Annotated in this window: 13 protein-coding genes, 1 tRNA gene, 2 pseudogenes and 1 other annotated feature; of the genes and pseudogenes, 9 read left to right on the plus strand and 7 right to left on the minus strand. The window is 60.0% G+C overall.

From position 1 onward, the window contains the following. Nucleotides 1–170: 170 nt before the first annotated feature. Nucleotides 171–1,484, plus strand: coding sequence for a DUF2778 domain-containing protein (locus tag AC1DMK_RS01120; RefSeq protein ID WP_477856672.1), 1,314 nt, complete (start codon nt 171–173; stop codon nt 1,482–1,484). A gap of 36 nt (nt 1,485–1,520) precedes the next feature. Here AC1DMK_RS01120 and AC1DMK_RS01125 read toward each other — a convergent pair whose 3' ends face one another. Both AC1DMK_RS01125 and AC1DMK_RS01130 read right to left on the minus strand, forming a co-directional pair. Then, nucleotides 1,521–2,198, minus strand: coding sequence for an NAD(P)H-binding protein (locus AC1DMK_RS01125; RefSeq protein WP_477856674.1), 678 nt, complete (start codon nt 2,196–2,198; stop codon nt 1,521–1,523). Nucleotides 2,199–2,350: 152 nt separating this feature from the next. Then, nucleotides 2,351–2,545 (minus strand): annotated as a pseudogene (locus AC1DMK_RS01130) (SulP family inorganic anion transporter); the annotation flags it as partial. A gap of 93 nt (nt 2,546–2,638) precedes the next feature. Beyond that, nucleotides 2,639–2,694, minus strand: a sequence feature (sul1 is cis-regulatory element that is thought to sense ions involved in sulfur or methionine metabolism; They are found in Alphaproteobacteria). Between the two features lie 872 nt (nt 2,695–3,566). Between AC1DMK_RS01130 and map the strand changes: the two are divergent. The 5 genes and pseudogenes from map (at nt 3,567) to AC1DMK_RS01155 (ending at nt 9,007) form a co-directional block, all read left to right on the plus strand. After that, entirely contained in the window at nt 3,567–4,403 is an 837-nt protein-coding gene (gene map, locus AC1DMK_RS01135; protein ID WP_037061410.1) for a type I methionyl aminopeptidase, read from the plus strand. Nucleotides 4,404–4,526: 123 nt separating this feature from the next. After that, nucleotides 4,527–4,856: pseudogene (locus tag AC1DMK_RS01140) on the plus strand (JAB domain-containing protein); the annotation flags it as partial. 81 nt (nt 4,857–4,937) lie between these two features. Next, the gene (locus AC1DMK_RS01145) at nt 4,938–5,528 is read left to right on the plus strand and encodes a dual specificity protein phosphatase family protein (protein ID WP_051973978.1); all 591 of its coding nucleotides are present in this window, start codon (nt 4,938–4,940) and stop codon (nt 5,526–5,528) included. Between the two features lie 98 nt (nt 5,529–5,626). Next, entirely contained in the window at nt 5,627–7,033 is a 1,407-nt protein-coding gene (gene sthA, locus AC1DMK_RS01150) for a Si-specific NAD(P)(+) transhydrogenase (RefSeq protein ID WP_037061408.1), read from the plus strand. A gap of 192 nt (nt 7,034–7,225) precedes the next feature. Beyond that, nucleotides 7,226–9,007 (plus strand): radical SAM protein, encoded by a 1,782-nt coding sequence (locus AC1DMK_RS01155; RefSeq protein WP_037061405.1) that lies wholly within the window; start codon nt 7,226–7,228, stop codon nt 9,005–9,007. 259 nt (nt 9,008–9,266) lie between these two features. On the opposite strand, the gene tig is transcribed toward AC1DMK_RS01155, so the two are convergent. From tig to AC1DMK_RS01175, 4 genes are all read right to left on the minus strand, one after another. After that, nucleotides 9,267–10,748, minus strand: a complete 1,482-nt coding sequence (gene tig, locus AC1DMK_RS01160; protein ID WP_037061403.1) for a trigger factor — start codon at nt 10,746–10,748, stop codon at nt 9,267–9,269. 181 nt (nt 10,749–10,929) lie between these two features. Next, nucleotides 10,930–11,014, minus strand: a tRNA-Leu gene (locus tag AC1DMK_RS01165). 155 nt (nt 11,015–11,169) lie between these two features. After that, nucleotides 11,170–11,760, minus strand: a complete 591-nt coding sequence (locus tag AC1DMK_RS01170) for a GDYXXLXY domain-containing protein (RefSeq protein ID WP_477856678.1) — start codon at nt 11,758–11,760, stop codon at nt 11,170–11,172. Beyond that, a complete protein-coding gene (locus tag AC1DMK_RS01175) occupies nt 11,757–12,863 on the minus strand; it encodes a DUF2157 domain-containing protein (protein ID WP_477856680.1) in 1,107 nt (368 codons plus the stop codon). The genes AC1DMK_RS01170 and AC1DMK_RS01175 overlap by 4 nt, the downstream gene beginning before the upstream one ends. A gap of 848 nt (nt 12,864–13,711) precedes the next feature. On the opposite strand from AC1DMK_RS01175, the gene AC1DMK_RS01180 reads away from it, so the two are divergent. Both AC1DMK_RS01180 and AC1DMK_RS01185 read left to right on the plus strand, forming a co-directional pair. Next, nucleotides 13,712–13,855: a YjiS-like domain-containing protein gene (locus tag AC1DMK_RS01180; RefSeq protein ID WP_080725595.1), complete on the plus strand. Its 144-nt coding sequence runs from the start codon at nt 13,712–13,714 to the stop codon at nt 13,853–13,855. A 298-nt stretch (nt 13,856–14,153) separates the two neighbouring features. Continuing rightward, nucleotides 14,154–14,297, plus strand: coding sequence for a DUF1127 domain-containing protein (locus AC1DMK_RS01185; RefSeq protein ID WP_080725599.1), 144 nt, complete (start codon nt 14,154–14,156; stop codon nt 14,295–14,297). A gap of 129 nt (nt 14,298–14,426) precedes the next feature. Here AC1DMK_RS01185 and AC1DMK_RS01190 read toward each other — a convergent pair whose 3' ends face one another. Further along, nucleotides 14,427–15,314 (minus strand): LysR family transcriptional regulator, encoded by an 888-nt coding sequence (locus AC1DMK_RS01190; RefSeq protein WP_477856682.1) that lies wholly within the window; start codon nt 15,312–15,314, stop codon nt 14,427–14,429. Nucleotides 15,315–15,426: 112 nt separating this feature from the next. Here AC1DMK_RS01190 and AC1DMK_RS01195 point away from each other — a divergent pair, with 112 nt between their 5' ends. Then, the gene (locus tag AC1DMK_RS01195; protein ID WP_037065702.1) at nt 15,427–16,044 is read left to right on the plus strand and encodes a glutathione S-transferase; all 618 of its coding nucleotides are present in this window, start codon (nt 15,427–15,429) and stop codon (nt 16,042–16,044) included. The last annotated feature ends 50 nt before the right edge of the window (nt 16,045–16,094 follow it).

Here is a 16,094-nt window from a genome sequence, read left to right on the forward strand (position 1 = left end):
ATAAATCGAGCACGTAAAGAAATTGGTTACCATAATTCGTCATCCTGCAACTCGGCGGCAAATGGCACCGGGCCGCAATTTGGCCCTGTTGCTCCGTTACCCGCCCCGGCGAAGAAGTATCCATGTGTCAGTACCGCCGGCCTAGTAACGCGTTGTGAAAGACGAGTGCCATGGCGTTTGCGGTCGATGTGTTTGCCAATACCAGGCCAATAGGTAAGTCCATTTCTCGTTTACGCCGCTCATTCCGCTTCCTCTCAGGTGCAACTCTCTTTGGTGCCGGCTTCGCCGCTTCCGCATGGGTCGTCACGACGGTCGCGGCAATGCATGCGATAGCGCCTTCGACACAACCCGGCTCGCTGACGGACATCGCGCTCAAGCCCAGGGTCGCCGCCGTTGCGCCGACCAGGGAACGCATCGTCCACGTCACCAAATTTTCACGGTTGGGTGCGCTGACGGCCAAGGACGAGCGCGCCGTTGCGCCTTCCGCTCTGACGACGGCGTTTATCGGCAGCTCCGCTCCACTCGTCGTTGCGGAAGCCGCTCCAGCGCGGCCCACGACACTCGCCGCAGCAACACCGGTTGACCCGAAATCAAAGGATGACGCTCTGGCAGCAGTGCCCGCCGTGACTGTTGCCAGCGCCGCGACGAGCGATCGCATCGTCATCCCATCGAAGGCAGAGGTCGCGGCGATCGAAGGCCCCGCTCTTCTCGCGCTCGCCGCTGCGCCGCGTGCGGCAGCCGGGCCGGAGGCGCAGCCCGCCCGCAACCCGAAGATTCCCGAGAAGCCCATCGAGGTTGCAAGCGTTGCGGCTGATGCAGAGATGAAGGACGCTGTTGAAGAAGGCTCCGCCCAGCCATTCGATCTCGTCCTGAGCAACAGCAATGCTACCGTGCCGCTGCCGATGGCGCGTCCGGACGGCTTGAACAAGCGAGCCCCGGCAGCTGAGCGCGCAACCCGCCCCGCAGAACCGGTGCTTGCCTACGCGCGACCTGACGTCGGAGACGACGAGGGTGAGATCCCCGTCGTTCCCAAGCGGCTTTCCAACCCGGTCGCCCGCAACGGCGTCGCGGTCTACGACATCTCCGCCAATGTCGTCTACCTCCCGAACGGCGAGCGCCTTGAAGCCCATTCCGGCCTCGGAAAAATGCGCGACAATCCGCGCTACGTGCACGAAAAGAACCGGGGACCGACACCACCGCATACCTACGCCCTGACGATGCGCGAGAGCCTGTTCCACGGCGTGGAAGCAATCCGCCTCAATCCAGTCGGCGGCGCCGGCAATGTCTACAACCGCGTCGGCCTTCTTGCCCACACCTACATGCTCGGTGCCCGCGGCGATTCCAACGGTTGCGTTTCCGTCAGGGATTACAAGCGCTTCCTTGCCGCCTTCAAGCGCGGAGACATCCGCCAGCTAGTCGTGGTCACCAGCATGCCGAACAAGCCGGCATCGCGCCTCGCGTCGCTGTTTTCGTCCCGATCGTGAGCGGCGAGCGCGGCTGTCGAACGCTGGCACTTGCCGCTACCGGCGAATGCCCCTTGCCAAAGCATCGATCTCCTTGCTTCCAAGCACCGCACGTCCCCTGCCGGTCCTGGCCGCCTCAAGCATCGCCTTTCCGATGACCTCGGTCGTCAGGACAAGACCGGGCAGCAGCCGCCGGAAGACCGGAAGCACAAGCGCCGTGACGCTGTAGAGAAGCCGATAGGACCGCGTCTTCGATCGGATGCCGTGGAGCGGCTGGATGATGCCCGGCCGAAACAGAAACACTGCGGCAAACGGCAGGCGTTGCAGTGCGTTCTCCGTCTTGCCCTTGACGCGGGCCCACATGGTCCGCCCGGTCTCGGTCGCGTCCGTACCTGCTCCCGAGACATAGACGAAGGTCATCTGCGGGTTCAATCGCGCCAAAGCTTCCGCAACCGCCATCGTCAGATCGTAGGTAACGTGCGTGTAGGCGTCTTCTGTCATTCCGCCGGACGATACGCCAAGACAGAAGAAACACGCATCAAAGCCGGTGATCTGGCCCTGGATATCCTTGTAGTCGAACAGGTCGGCCATGACGACCTGCGTCATCTTGGGCTGGACGGCTGGTATCGGTTCGCGACCGACAACCGTGATCTGCCGGACGTCGTCGGCAAGCAGGCACTCGCGCAGTACGCCCTGACCGACCATGCCGGTCGCTCCGAATATCAGTATGTTCATTGGAATGTCCCTGATGACGCCGAAACGGCTCAGTCAAACCTCTTTCAAGTTTGTTGTCTTGTCGAGACGTCCGACCAGCGTCGCACTGGCCTGATTGAGCCCCGCCACCTCCACTTCTATGCCGTGCGACCTGAACCGCTGCACGACCCGCTCGCCGGCCGGCCGCCTGTAAAGGCAATGGCGATGCCGATGACGAAGGAGGCGAACAGGCCGACCTGCGGGTCTACGCCCGCGACAAAGGAGAAGGCAATGACCTCGGGGATCAAGGCGAATGTGGCGACTGCTCCAGCGAGCATCTCGCGCGTCGGACTGGCGAACCAATCCCTGCGGATGGAAGAAAATTGCATGTGCTGGATTCTCGCAAAGCGTAGCCGAACGCACTCTATAAAGCGTAGCCGAACGCACTCTATGGAGCGGTTGCATATGGCGTGCAGGTTTTGCGCTGTCTGGCGGATCGGCGGCCAGAAGAGCCACCCGGAGTTTCACCGGGTCCGTGGTGCGTGGGCGGTTTATAGACCGCATCGTCGACCCGATGCAACGTCGGTCTGCGATTTGCCGGTCTTGGGGCTATACCGTTGCGTGCATCGCCGGCGGCACGTCGGCGCCGTGTATGGCTCCCCGTTGTCGGATGAAGAGTTTTCCGCACCCAAGGACTTAGGTGCACTGGATTCCTGTGACAGGCACAGGAATGGGGGGATGTTGATATTGGCACATATGAGCAAAGTCAGTGGCTTAGCGGAAGTGCGCCACTCGATTACCTCCGCTCCGCAAACCCATGCCTGCAATTGCAGCGTCCCGGCGTCGGATGCACCGCAAAGCGTTGCGGCGAGGTGGGATCGGCGCTGGGTGTGGGATAACGACGCATGCTCTCCTATCTGGGGTTCGCAGAAAATGGTCTCCCTCTGGAGACGGCGGGGCTCCGTTGAAAAACGCCCCCCCCGAAATGAGCTTCGGACGTGCCTGTGCGCCACGCAAGGCCCCCAGGGGAAGTGCAAGCTTCTCCCCCGGCGAAGTTGGGAGGGGATACAGAGAGACCGGAGTTGCGAAAAAACCGTCGAACGGGGTGCTGGGAAGCGCTTTGTATTTTTACTCAATCGCGGAAATTTCCAGCGCCCCGTCCGAGTAAGCCTTGCCTTTCAAACCACAGGCTAGCCGGCCGCGTGGAGGAGAACCCGCGCCGTGGGCGAATGTGCGAAACGCGAAACTACTATCCCCTCGGCCGATCCACCACGGATCGGCAAGGTCGCAGGCAAGGGCGCACGGCAAGGGCGGTGCCCCATAAATCACCCCTGGCCCATTGATCCCGATGGACGAACCCGGCATAGCTGCATTATGTACGACGAAGACAGTTTCTGCTAAGGCCCTGCAATGGTAAATTACATCGAAGCCTCCTCCGCGCCGTCGAAGAATACCGGCGCCATCAGGCTCTACGGTTCTGAGGCATTCGAGGGCATGCGCAAGGCCTGTCAGGTCACGGCGCGCTGCCTGGACGCGCTTGCCGCGATCGTGCAGCCCGGCGTCGCTACCGACGCGATCGATCGGTTCGTCTTCGAATTCGGCATGGATAACGGCGCCTATCCGGCAACCCTCAACTACCGCGGCTACACGAAGTCGACCTGCACCTCAATCAATCACGTCGTCTGCCACGGCATTCCCGACGGGAAGCCGCTTCGCGAGGGCGATATCGTCAACATCGACGTGACCTATGTGGTCGATGGCTGGCATGGCGATTCCAGCCGAATGTATCCTGTGGGATCGGTCAAGCGTGCGGCCGAAAGATTGCTGGAAGTCACTTACGAGTCGCTGCTGCGCGGCATTGCCGCCGTTCGCCCGGGCTCGCGCACCGGGGCCATCGGCGAAGCGATCCAGACCTATGCGGAGGTGGAGCGTTGCTCGGTGGTGCGCGATTTCTGTGGCCATGGGGTGGGCTCGCTGTTTCACGACTCTCCAAATATCCTGCACTACGGTCGCGCCAACGAAGGGCCGGAACTGCGCGAAGGCATGATCTTCACCATCGAGCCGATGATCAATCTCGGTCGTCCGCATGTGAAGGTTCTCGCGGACGGCTGGACCGCCGTCACCCGCGACCGCTCGCTGTCGGCGCAATACGAGCACACGGTCGGTGTAACCGCCGATGGCTGCGAGATCTTCACGCTCTCGCCTGCCGGCCTCGACAGACCGGGGTTGCCGCCGCTCGGCCGATAAGTCGCTGATGGAGAAAGGACCCGCTCCGTTCAACGGCGATGAAGAGCCGCCTTTCGAGGCAGCCGATGAAACGGCCGTCGACGAGCGGGCGTTCTTGCGGAGCAGTCCGCCAATGCGATCTCGCATGGGCCGCCGGCCCACGAGACATGCGAGCAGTTCCGCATTCTCTTTCTCGACAAGCGCAATGCACTGATTGCAGTGCAGGGGTCGGCACGGTCGATCATACGCCGGTCTATCCGCGCGCGAAGTGGTGAAGCGCGCACTGGAGCTTTCCGCGACCGCCCTCATCCTCGTGCACAACCATCCCTCGGGCAATCCCACCCCTTGCCGTGCGGACGTCGACATGACCAAGATGATCATCGATACCGCGAAGCCGCTGGGATCACCGTTCACGATCACATCATCGTCGGCAAGGATGGGCATGCGAGGCTGAAAAGCCTGCATCTGATCTAAGTTCGTTTTTCGTTTTCAGGTGTCCGTCAGGTTTTGGTGGCAGAGCAGCGATGCTGCAACCATCCTGATCAGAGACCATTGATGACGAAGAAAATCGCGTCCCGAAATTCCTCCCTCTATCGGAGGATGGCATTATACCCAGCCATACTGTTCTTTCTCATCGTTGGCGGCTATTTCTCCTATCTCGCGGCCACGGACAACTTCCATACGGTCATTCCCGGAGAGGTCTATCGCTCGTCGCAACCGTCCGCCGAAGCGATCGCGGACCTGGAGAAGCGGTACGGGATCAAGACGATCCTGAACCTGCGCGGAGAATCCAACAAGCCGGAGTGGTACAACGCCGAAGTTGCGCAAGCCAAGGCGCTCAACATAACGCACATCGACTTCAGCATGTCCGCCGCCAGGGAACTGTCCGAGGAAAAGGCGCAGGCCCTCATCAAGATCATGCGCGATGCGCCGAAGCCCATCCTGATCCACTGCCGGTCCGGCGCCGACCGGACCGGACTTGCCTCGGCGCTCTATCTGGCGGCGATCGCCAATGCTAACGAAAAGACAGCCGAAGGCCAGATGTCGATCTTCTACGGCCATCTCGGGCTGCCTATTTCCCGCTCCTTTGCCATGGATCGCACGTTCGAGATGATGGAACCCCTACTTGGCTTCGCTCAATCCTGATTGTCGCGCGTAAATCAATCTGCAACATTGACCAGCTACCCGTGATCGCGCGACATTTTGCGTCGCAATGATTCCAGCTTTCCAATCGGGGCCAGCTCATGTTCCAGTACGATCTCGTTGTTGTGGGTAGCGGCCCGGCAGGCCGCCGTGGCGCAATCCAGGCCGCCAAACTCGGCAAGAAGGTGCTGGTCATCGAACAGGGCAAGCGTGTCGGCGGCGTCTCCGTTCATACCGGCACGATCCCGTCCAAGACGCTCCGCGAAACGGCGCTCAATCTTTCCGGCTGGCGCGAACGCGGCTTCTACGGCAAGGCTTACCGCGTCAAGGACGAAATCAGCGCCGACGATCTCAGGCGCCGACTGCTGATCACGCTTGATCACGAAGTCGAGGTTCTCGAGCATCAGTTCGCGCGCAATCGCGTTCAGCACATCCGCGGCAAGGCGAGCTTTGCCGATCCCTCGACGCTCGAGGTCGTCAAGGACGATGGCGAAGTGCTGAAGGTGACAGGCGCGAGCATTCTGCTTGCCGTCGGCACCAAGCCGTTTCGGCCGGACTACATTCCCTTCGACAACAGGACCGTTCTCGACAGTGACGAACTGCTGGAAATCCAGGAGCTGCCGCGCTCGATGACCGTCATCGGCGCAGGCGTCATCGGCATCGAATACGCGACGATCTTCAGCGCGCTGGACACCGCAGTCACGGTCATCGATCCAAAGCCGACGATGCTCGACTTCATCGACAAGGAAATCATCGAGGATTTCACCTACCAGCTGCGCGATCGCAACATGAAGATCATGCTCGGCACCAAGGCCGACAAGGTGAAGCGGCTAGACAATGGCAAGGTCGAACTGCTGCTCGACAACGGCCGCCGGTTGGTGAGCGACATGGTTCTGTTTGCAGCCGGTCGCATGGGCGCGACCGACACGCTCAATCTTGCTGCTGCCGGCCTGGAGGCAGACAGCCGCGGTCGTCTCAAGGTCAATCCCGAGACCTTCCAGACCTCGGTGCCGAACATCTATGCCGCCGGCGACGTCGTCGGCTTCCCGAGCCTTGCCTCCACCTCAATGGAACAGGGGCGCATCGCTGCGCGTGTCGCGATCGGCGCTGTCGCCAAGGAGCCGCCGAAGTATTTCCCCTATGGCATCTATGCCGTGCCGGAAATTTCGACCTGCGGCCTTACGGAAGAGGAGATGAAGGAGCGCGGCATCCCCTACGAATGCGGCATCGCCCGTTTCCGCGAGACCTCGCGCGGTCATATCATGGGTCTCGACACCGGACTGCTGAAGCTGATCTTCTCGCTGAAGACGCGCCGTTTGCTGGGCGTCCATATCGTCGGCGAGGGTGCGACCGAACTGGTCCACATCGGCCAGGCGGTGTTGAACCTTAAGGGCACCGTCGAGTATTTCGTCGAGAACACCTTCAACTATCCGACTCTCGCAGAGGCATACAAGATCGCTGGCCTCGATGCCTGGAACCGCATGGGCGACATCAAATCGGAACTTTGATGTCGTGCCCACCAGAAGACCGTTCCGGGCTTCTGGTGGTATATCCTTCTAAACCAATGACTTACATACGATATCGATCGTTCCGGGCAGAACGCTTTTCCGCTGGGTGACCCCGGGCAAAGCTTCCCTTGTAATATTCGCCGTCTCTGATAGCGTCCCCTGCATGGGGTTCTCTCTTACCAGCGAGTAACCGTGCGAGATCTGTCCGAGACTTCTGAACGGAATTTCCAGCTCATCCTGATCAAGCCGTCTCACTACGACGACGATGGCTATGTGATCCGCTGGTGGCGAGCGATGATCCCATCGAACTCGCTGGCTGCGCTCTATGGGATTGCCGCCGATTGTGCCGAGCGCAAGGTGCTCGGGCCGAATGTGGGCATCGACATAACGGTCATCGACGAGACCAACACCCGGGTCAACATCCCCTCCCTTCTCAGCCTTCTGAAGGCAAACGGCAATTTCGGCATGGTCGCTCTGGTCGGCGTACAGTCGAACCAGTATCCCCGTGCGCTGGATATCGCCCGGCCGTTCCGCGATGCAGGCGTTGCCGTGTCGATAGGCGGCTTCCATGTTTCCGGATGCCTTGCAATGCTCGACGGCAAGGCGGTGGGTCTCGATGCCTGCCGGGAGATGGGAATCTCGATGTTTGCCGGAGAGGCGGAAGGGCGTCTCGACAAGGTGCTGCAGGACGCCGCTTCCGGCAGGCTGGCGCCGCTCTACAATTTCATGAACGACCTGCCGAGCATCGAGGGCGCGGCCGTTCCCTTCCTGCCGAAGGCCAATGTTGCGCAGACACTCGGCCTCAGCACAAGCTTCGATGCCGGCCGCGGCTGTCCCTATCAGTGCTCCTTCTGCACCATCATCAACGTGCAGGGTCGAAAATCGCGCTTTCGCACCGCCGACGATGTCGAGAAGCTGGTTCGGATGAACTGGGCGCAGGGCATCCACAAATTCTTCATCACCGACGACAACTTCGCCCGCAACCGGGATTGGGAAGCGATCTTCGACCGGCTGATCGAGCTGCGGGAGAAGGATGGCATTCCACTCGGCCTGATGATCCAAGTCGATACGCTCTGTCACAAGATCCCGAATTTCATCGAGAAATCCAAGCGTGCCGGTGTGACGCGGGTATTCATTGGCCTGGAGAACGTCAATCCGGACAACCTGACGATCGCCAAGAAGAATCAGAACAAGATCACCGAATACCGCAAGATGCTGCTTGCCTGGAAAGCCCAGGGCATCATGACGCTTGCCGGCTACATTCTCGGGTTCCCCGCCGATACGGCGGAATCGATCAGGCGCGACATCGCCATCATCCAGCACGAACTTCCCCTCGATGTGATCGAGTTCTTCTGCCTGACGCCGTTGCCCGGCTCGGAGGATCATCAGACGTTGTGGAAGAAGGGTGTCGAGATGGATGCCGATCTCAACATCTACGACGTCGAGCATGTCTGCACCGCGCATCAGAAGATGAGCAAGGCAGAATGGGAGAGCATCTACCAGGAGGCTTGGTCTCTCTATTATACGCCCGAGCACATGAAGACGCTGCTGCGCCGCGCCGTCGCGACCGGCGTCCCGCTTGCGAGCCTCGTCAAGATCCTCGTGTCCTTCGCCACGACCGTGCCCCTTGAAAACGTGCACCCGCTTCAGAGCGGCCTGCTTCGGCTGAAGCATCCGTCGGAGCGACGCCCCGGATTGCCGCATGAAAGCGCACTCGTCTTCTGGCCACGATTCATCTGGGAGACAGCCGCCAAACATGCGTCACTGGGCGTAACCATTGCGCGGCTGGCGACAACTGCATTCTTCATTGCGCGCGACAAAGCGACGAAGACCTATATGGATCAGGCGCTGACCCCGGTCGGCGACCATGAGGACGAGACGCTCGAACTGTTCACCAAGACGGCAGGCGGCCTCGCAGCAGTCTCGCATATCAAGAAAATTGCGGAGCTGACGCATGCACACCGGGCCGGCTGAGCCTGATGAAGGGGCGTATCGTCTTTCCTGAACCCCGTCCAACGGGGCAGGTCGGGTTGGAGTTTCTCGCTACATCGGCGCGACAGCGGCTGGATCAGATCGAGCACCACGGCAGTCCGAAGCGTAGCGATGAATTCAACGCGCTCCTTCACCCCGCCGTCCTCGAGTTTCGCGTGGGAGAAGCCGGGCTAACCTGCGCCGGAACGCAAAAAACCCCGCAACGAGGCGGGGTTTTCCATTGGGATCGAACGGCCGAAGATTACTCGGCGCTGTCCTCGGAAGCCTTCTTCTTCGGAGCGGCCTTCTTCTTCGGAGCAGCGGCTTCTTCGCCTTCGGCGGCTTCAACCTTTGCAGCTGCCTTCTTCTTCGGCGCAGCCTTCTTGGCTTCGTTCTCGGAGCCTTCACCTTCTTCTTCGGCGAGCAGCTCTTCCTTGGTTACCTTCTTGTCCGTGACGTCGATCTCGGTCAGCAGGTGGTCGATGACCTTTTCTTCGAAGATCGGCGCGCGGATCGAAGCGGCGGCACCCGGCTGGCTGCGGAAGAATTCGAGGATCTGCTTTTCCTGGCCCGGGTACTGACGCAGCTGTTCGTAGATCGCGCGCTGCATTTCGTCTTCGCTCACTTCGACGCCGGCCTTTTCGCCGATTTCGGAGAGGACGAGGCCGAGACGGACGCGGCGCTCAGCGAGCTTCTTGTACTCTTCGCGAGCCTGTTCTTCAGTCGTGTCTTCGTCTTCGAAGGTCTTGCCGGACTGCGCGAGGTCGTTGGAAACCTGGCTCCAGATACCGTTGTATTCAGCTTCGACGAGCGAGGTCGGGGTCTCGAACTTGTACATTTCGTCGAGCTGGTCGAGGATCTGACGCTTCACCTTCTGGCGGGTCAGCGAGCCGTACTGCGACTCGATCTGTCCGCGGACGATTTCCTTCAGACGGTCAGCCGATTCAAGGCCAAGCTTCTTTGCCAGTTCGTCGTTGATTTCAACGTCAGCTGGAGCAGCAACATCCTTGACGGTGACGTCGAAGGTGGCTTCCTTGCCAGCGAGGTTCTTGGCCGGATAATCAGCCGGGAACGTAACGTTGACGGTCTTTTCTTCACCGGCCTTGGTACCGACCAGCTGATCTTCGAAGCCGGGGATGAAGCGGCCGGAGCCGAGAACGAGTTCAGCGCCCTGATCGGTGCCGCCTTCRAAGGCTTCGCCGTCGACCTTGCCGACGTAGTCCATCGTGATGCGGTCGCCGTCGGCAGCCTTGCCCTTCTTCGTTTCGTATGTACGGGCGCTTTCAGCGACCTTCAGGACTTGCTCGGTGACTTCCTCGTCGGAGATGTCAACGACTTCGCGTGTGATCTTCACACCCTTGACGGACTTCAGTTCGATCGGCGGCAGGACTTCGTAGGAGAGCGTGAACTCAAAATCCTGCTCAGCGGCGAGGATCTTGTCCGCTTCGTCCTTGTCTTCCGTCATCGCGACCTCAGGCTGCGTTGCGGACTTTTCGCCACGCTCGGCAAGGATGGCGGTCGGCTGCTCGCGGACGATCTCGTTGACGAGGTCGGCCATGATCGACTTGCCATACACCTTCTTCAGGTGTGCAGTCGGAACCTTGCCCGGGCGGAAGCCGTTGATCCGGACCTTGTCCTTCACGTCGGCAAGACGCTCGTTCATCTTGACTTCCATGTCCTTGGCCGGGATTACGACCTTGATTTCGCGCTTCAGCCCTTCAGCGAGCGTTTCGATAACCTGCATGTCTTCCTACCTTCATTTCGTGGCGGCCGTGCCCAGACGCCGTTCGTTTCGATGAGCACGACGCCGGAAAGTTGCCGGGCGTGGCTTGTTCTCAATTCTTATTCATTCCGCCCCAGGCGGAACGGCGCTTGCTACCGGGCAATCGAGGGACACCTGGTCGGTCCCCCCGCCTGCAAGCTCTTGGTGCGGGTAGAGAGACTTGAACTCCCACGCCTTGCGGCACCAGAACCTAAATCTGGCGTGTCTACCAATTTCACCATACCCGCGTTCTCAAAAGCCGCATGCATATGCCTGCACATGAGGCCTTCCGGAGCGCGGCGTCTCTATAACACCCGATTTGGTAGAGGCAAAGGAAAAATGAAGGCCTGATGACAGGGATTTTTGCCTATCCAGCCGGCCTTCCACACGATACCGCTCCAAGTCAGTAAAGGGGCTCCTCGTAGGCAGGCTTGCCGTCCACCAGCAGGCTCCGTATCTGGGGTGTTCCGTCGGCGGCAACGCGTACCGCAATTGAAACCTCGCCCTCCTGCCGCGCCTGCTCCAGCGCCAAGCCCGCGCCCTCAGGCACGTAATAGCGCTCGATGCCATAATCGACATGGATGCCCTCGGCCTGAGCGGTGCCATAGCTGTAGAATGGCCTTGTATGCAGAACGGCCGTGGCCTCCTGTTCCGGCAGAGGCTGGAACGATGATTCGACAACACCCCAGAAGCCGCCCTCGCCTTGCTTCACCCGCACCCAAAGGCTCCGTTCTCCCGGTTCCTTGGGAATCTCACCGGTGATCGACCGAACCGGAACCGAGGATATGTCATAGTTCAGCACGACATAATCGCCCCGCAGGAAATCACGCGGGTCGACAGGTGCGGTCTTCAGCAGCACATCCGTTCCGTTGCGCAGGATGGCCGCCCGGCTTTCGATCACATAACCAAGCACCGCCGTCTGGAGGGCGGCAACAGCGACGGCGGCGACGAGGTAGCGACGCCCGGACTGCTGTTTGAGTGAAAAGATACTCATAGGCTTGCCTCCCCTCCTGCCTTGCCGGCAAATCGGCGTTCGAGCCGGATGACGACCCAGGCGAGGAATGCCACGAACAGGCCTGAGCACAGGAAGAGACCGGAGGTCCCGAGGATCGAGCCAACCGTGACCGAAGCCAGGTAAAGCATCTCGACGGCAAACACCGTGTAGGCAAGGTAGCGAACGGCACCGTTGTCGCGCCCCTGCAGCGCAATGGCCAGGATGGCGGCCGCCAGCGTGACCAGCCCCAGGACAATGAGCCGTCCACCTTCGTCAATATCTACATGGAGGAAGAACAAGCCGATGACGGCAACGAGGAACACGTAGAAGGCCGGTGCGGCGCCGGCACTCCTCACCAGACCGGACAGCCGGGGCACAGGAAGGCTTACAAGAATGAAGGCCGCCATGCCGCCTGCGGCATAGAGCGCCGCAAGCCGGAGATCGGAATCCAGCGTATACAGCCATGCGAGCCAACCGACGAGCAACAGATAGGCAAGATGGCGGGCGCGATCCGCACCGGTATAGCGCACGAGGCCAATGACGGCCAAAGCCATGACCGGCGCCATCCAGGCATCGAAACGCATCCACCGCATGTTGGAGGCGTCGAGATAGACTGCAAAACTTGCCCAGGCCAGAAACCCCGCCACAGCGGCGACGACGCCCGAGCGAAACAAGACGGCCGAAACGGCTGCCATCGCGAACCAGAGATACATCACCGTCTGTTCGTCTCCGGACAGATGATACATCTGCCCGACGAGCGAGATCGCCCCGCCAAAGCTCAGAGTGCCGATGACCAGGAGCCCGTTGGCGGCCGCTACCGCCCCGCGCGCAAGCATGGCTGCTGCACCGAGATGAACGGCCCAGATCAAAGCTATGATCAGGCATACCCGCACGAGGCGTGGGATCGCCTCCCAGTTCGACGCAACGACGAGAAGGATTGCTGCGGCCAACAATATGGCCGCGAGGATCATCAGCACGTTGCCGAGGCTGAAGCTTGCCGGGCGCGCGTCATATTCCTTCAACAACGCATCAGCCGTTTCCCCAGCCAGCAGTCCCTTGCCGACCCACACCGATAAATCTCTTTCCAGACGCCCGCGGTACATGCCCCACTCCGCAATATGCGCGACGACGCGCCCTCAATCTGCAACGTTATAGACGGTGATTGGCCGCCGAGGAAACGGCCCCATGCAAATTCCTGTCTAGGGAAATTGGGGGCGGATATTAATTAAACGATAAGCTTCATTTGCTAATATAAATCCATCATGAAAGAGCTATGCGAAATCCGCATTGGTGCCACGAGAATATTGCACTGCAATATTTCAATAAGTCATACTATTTAGATCTCAAGAAGCATCGGGGATCGTTCCCCGATCTGGTACGCCGAATGCCTGCGGAGATGATTTCCGCAAAGAGATTCGGAGCTGCGCACTCCTCCTCCCAGCGCGCTCTGATAGACTGACGACGCTCCTCCTCCCAGTTGTCAGTCATTTACACAACGCCCACCGGATCCTCCCCCGGTGGGCGTTTTGTCTTCTCACGCAACATTTGAGTTAAGCCTCGGAAACCTCTAACCTTGCAGGACTTCAGCGACATCCGAATTCCGGTATTGGCCGCCTCCGCCGTACCGATGATCAACAGCAAAACTCCTGAGGCAAAAGACGGCTAGTGAGCGGGCAAGAGCAGGCACCAGGCGCCCACACTCGCCGATTGTCGAGATATTGCGACATACTCGGCGCCGAAAACACCTAACCGCACAGATTCTGCCTATTCATTAACCAGACTACGATGAAATCGCGTATTTCACACTATGAGCTTTGCATCCTGCGCATATGTGTCGTGAAAACTTGGCTCTACCGCTCCTTCGCGGTGCAACATATATTCTGCTCATCAAATACAGGTCAGCGCCGATGGGCGGCAGCTGGCAGACGCAGCCCTCGGAAAGGGGACCAAAATGAACATCACTCGCTCTTTCAACAACTGGCGCAAGTATCGTCAGACCATCAGCGAACTCGGCCGCATGACCAACCGCGAATTGCATGACCTCGGCATCGACCGTTCGGACATCCATCGCGTTGCGCGCGAAGCAACCCGTTAATACCAAGAGATCAGCTTCCTCCCAAGCAGATCGCCTTTCAAAAAAACGCCCGCTGCCTTCGGCAACGGGCGTTTTCTTTTGTCCAAATCACGGGATAACGCACTGGTTGCACAAAATCCTCCGCTCCCCCGTCTGCTCAAAAATTATCGCCTGCACGTTCCATGTGCATCACATGCACAATTGCATGGCAGGAGCCTAATAATTGCACTGCACAATTTCGCGGCGAACGCCTATATGAATGTCAACGGTTGAGGCGGCAATCACGCCGCCCACGATCATCATTCTGAGGAACAAGACCATGAACCCGATCCGCATTGCAAAGAGCTGGCTCAGCTACCGCCGCACGCTTAGCGAACTTGGCAGCCTCTCCAACCAGACGCTCTCCGACATCGGCGTAAGCCGCTACGAGATCCGCAACATCGCTTCCCGCGCCTTCCGCTAATAGCGGGGCGCGTGAAGCTTCCAAGACGGCGCCATCAGGCGCCGTTTTTGATTCCAGGGCCACGTTTTCCGGCCAGCGCGGTTTCGAAGAGACAACGGGTTGCCGCGCTCCTCATGAAGCGCCCGAGGCTCAAAGTTCGAGCGCCCGCAGTCTTTGAACCGCGAAATCCACGAAGCTGCGCGTCTTGGCGGACACATGCCGGCCCTCGGTGTGAACGACATGGATGGGCAGCGGCTCCTCCTCATAGTCTTCCAGAACCATCCGCAGCTGGCCGGCGGCAACCTGCCTGACGACCTGATAGGAGAGCGCGCGCGACAGCCCCCAACCCGTCACCGCCGCGGCAATCGACGCATCGACGGTGTTGCAATACAGGCGCGGATGAAGCGTCACCGCCGCATGGTTCGGAGCAAAGTGCCAATCGAGCGGCGCCGAAGAGCCGGTGTTCACGATCGTGACGTGCCGGGAGAGATCGCTCGGTGTCTTCGGCTCGCCACAGCGCGCGAAATAGGATGGCGCTCCGCAAACCACGCGGCGGACGCTCCCGACCTTGATCGCAGTCTGATCGGAATCCTGCAGGTGCCCGATGCGGATCGCGACGTCGATGCCCTCTTCCACAAGGCTGACTATCCGGTCGAACAGCAGGGCTCGGCCTGTGACGGCTGGATGCAATGCCAGAAACTCAGTCATGACGGGGATGATATGGAACTGTCCGAACAAAACCGGGGCGGTGACCGTCAGTATTCCAGACGCGGTGGCATGGGAGCCGCCCGCAGATGCTTCCGCCTCCTCGATTTCGGCGAGAATTCTCCTGCAATCATCGACATAGCGACTGCCGGATGGCGTAAGCTTCACGGAACGGGTCGATCGCACGAACAGCCGCGCGCCCGTGGCATCCTCCAGAAAGGCAATGGCGCGGGTAACCGCCGGAGGGCTCATGTGCAATTGCCGCGCCGCCTCGGCAAAGCTTGCCGTCTCGGCAACCCTAACCAACACCCTCATGCATTGAAGTCGATCCATCGCTCACCTGTTGGTTATTCCATTTTATGAAACAGTATCTTTCTAAATTTTGAAATTCCATATGCCTGGTGAAACAATTATCGTTTGCTCAATTCAACCGGAGACCAGGCCAATGAAACTCCATGTCCATCCCCTTTCGGGCCATTCCCATCGGGCTCGTCTCTTCCTCTCGCTGATCGGCGCCGACGTGGATATTATCGAAGTCGATCTTGCTTCCGGCGAGCACAAGAGCCCGGCCTTTCTCTCGCTCAATCCCTTTGGCCAGGTTCCGGTACTCGAGGACGGTGATGCCGTTATCACCGACTCCAACGCGATCCTTGTCTATATCGCCAAGAAGCATGGACCGGAAGGTTGGCTTCCGGATGATGCCGCGGGGGCGGCTGCGGTGCAGCGCTGGCTGTCGGTTGCTGCCGGCGAGATCGCTTACGGGCCAGCTGCCGCCCGGCTGGTGACCGTCTTCGGGGCCAAGTTCGACGCGGAGGAAGTGATTGCACGCGCTCACCGGATTCTCGCGTTGATCGACGCCCAGCTTGCCGATCGCGACTGGATCGCGGGCGGCCGGCCGACGATTGCCGATGTCGCGCTCTACAGCTACATCGCCCGCGCGCCAGAAGGAAACGTCGATCGTTTCATCTACCGTAACGTCACGGCCTGGCTTCAACGGGTCGAGGGCCTGCCCGGCTTCCATCCCTTTCAAAAGACACCTGTCGGGCTAGCCGACGCGGCCTGATATCCAATTGGCCCATCACGGCGGATACTGCCATCCGCGAAGGAGCGAGC

It is taken from the genome of Rhizobium sp. 05L419, from assembly GCF_056397845.1.

What these genes read in the sequence shown, in the direction of transcription:
- AC1DMK_RS01180 (WP_080725595.1), top strand. Translation starts at nt 13,712, where the DNA reads ATGAACATCACTCGCTCTTTCAACAACTGGCGCAAGTATCGTCAGACC.
- AC1DMK_RS01175 (WP_477856680.1), bottom strand. Translation starts at nt 12,863, where the DNA reads ATGTACCGCGGGCGTCTGGAAAGAGATTTATCGGTGTGGGTCGGCAAG.
- AC1DMK_RS01145 (WP_051973978.1), top strand. Translation starts at nt 4,938, where the DNA reads ATGACGAAGAAAATCGCGTCCCGAAATTCCTCCCTCTATCGGAGGATG.
- AC1DMK_RS01170 (WP_477856678.1), bottom strand. Translation starts at nt 11,760, where the DNA reads ATGAGTATCTTTTCACTCAAACAGCAGTCCGGGCGTCGCTACCTCGTC.
- AC1DMK_RS01125 (WP_477856674.1), bottom strand. Translation starts at nt 2,198, where the DNA reads ATGAACATACTGATATTCGGAGCGACCGGCATGGTCGGTCAGGGCGTA.
- AC1DMK_RS01195 (WP_037065702.1), top strand. Translation starts at nt 15,427, where the DNA reads ATGAAACTCCATGTCCATCCCCTTTCGGGCCATTCCCATCGGGCTCGT.
- AC1DMK_RS01190 (WP_477856682.1), bottom strand. Translation starts at nt 15,314, where the DNA reads ATGGATCGACTTCAATGCATGAGGGTGTTGGTTAGGGTTGCCGAGACG.
- map (WP_037061410.1), top strand. Translation starts at nt 3,567, where the DNA reads ATGGTAAATTACATCGAAGCCTCCTCCGCGCCGTCGAAGAATACCGGC.
- AC1DMK_RS01120 (WP_477856672.1), top strand. Translation starts at nt 171, where the DNA reads ATGGCGTTTGCGGTCGATGTGTTTGCCAATACCAGGCCAATAGGTAAG.
- AC1DMK_RS01185 (WP_080725599.1), top strand. Translation starts at nt 14,154, where the DNA reads ATGAACCCGATCCGCATTGCAAAGAGCTGGCTCAGCTACCGCCGCACG.
- sthA (WP_037061408.1), top strand. Translation starts at nt 5,627, where the DNA reads ATGTTCCAGTACGATCTCGTTGTTGTGGGTAGCGGCCCGGCAGGCCGC.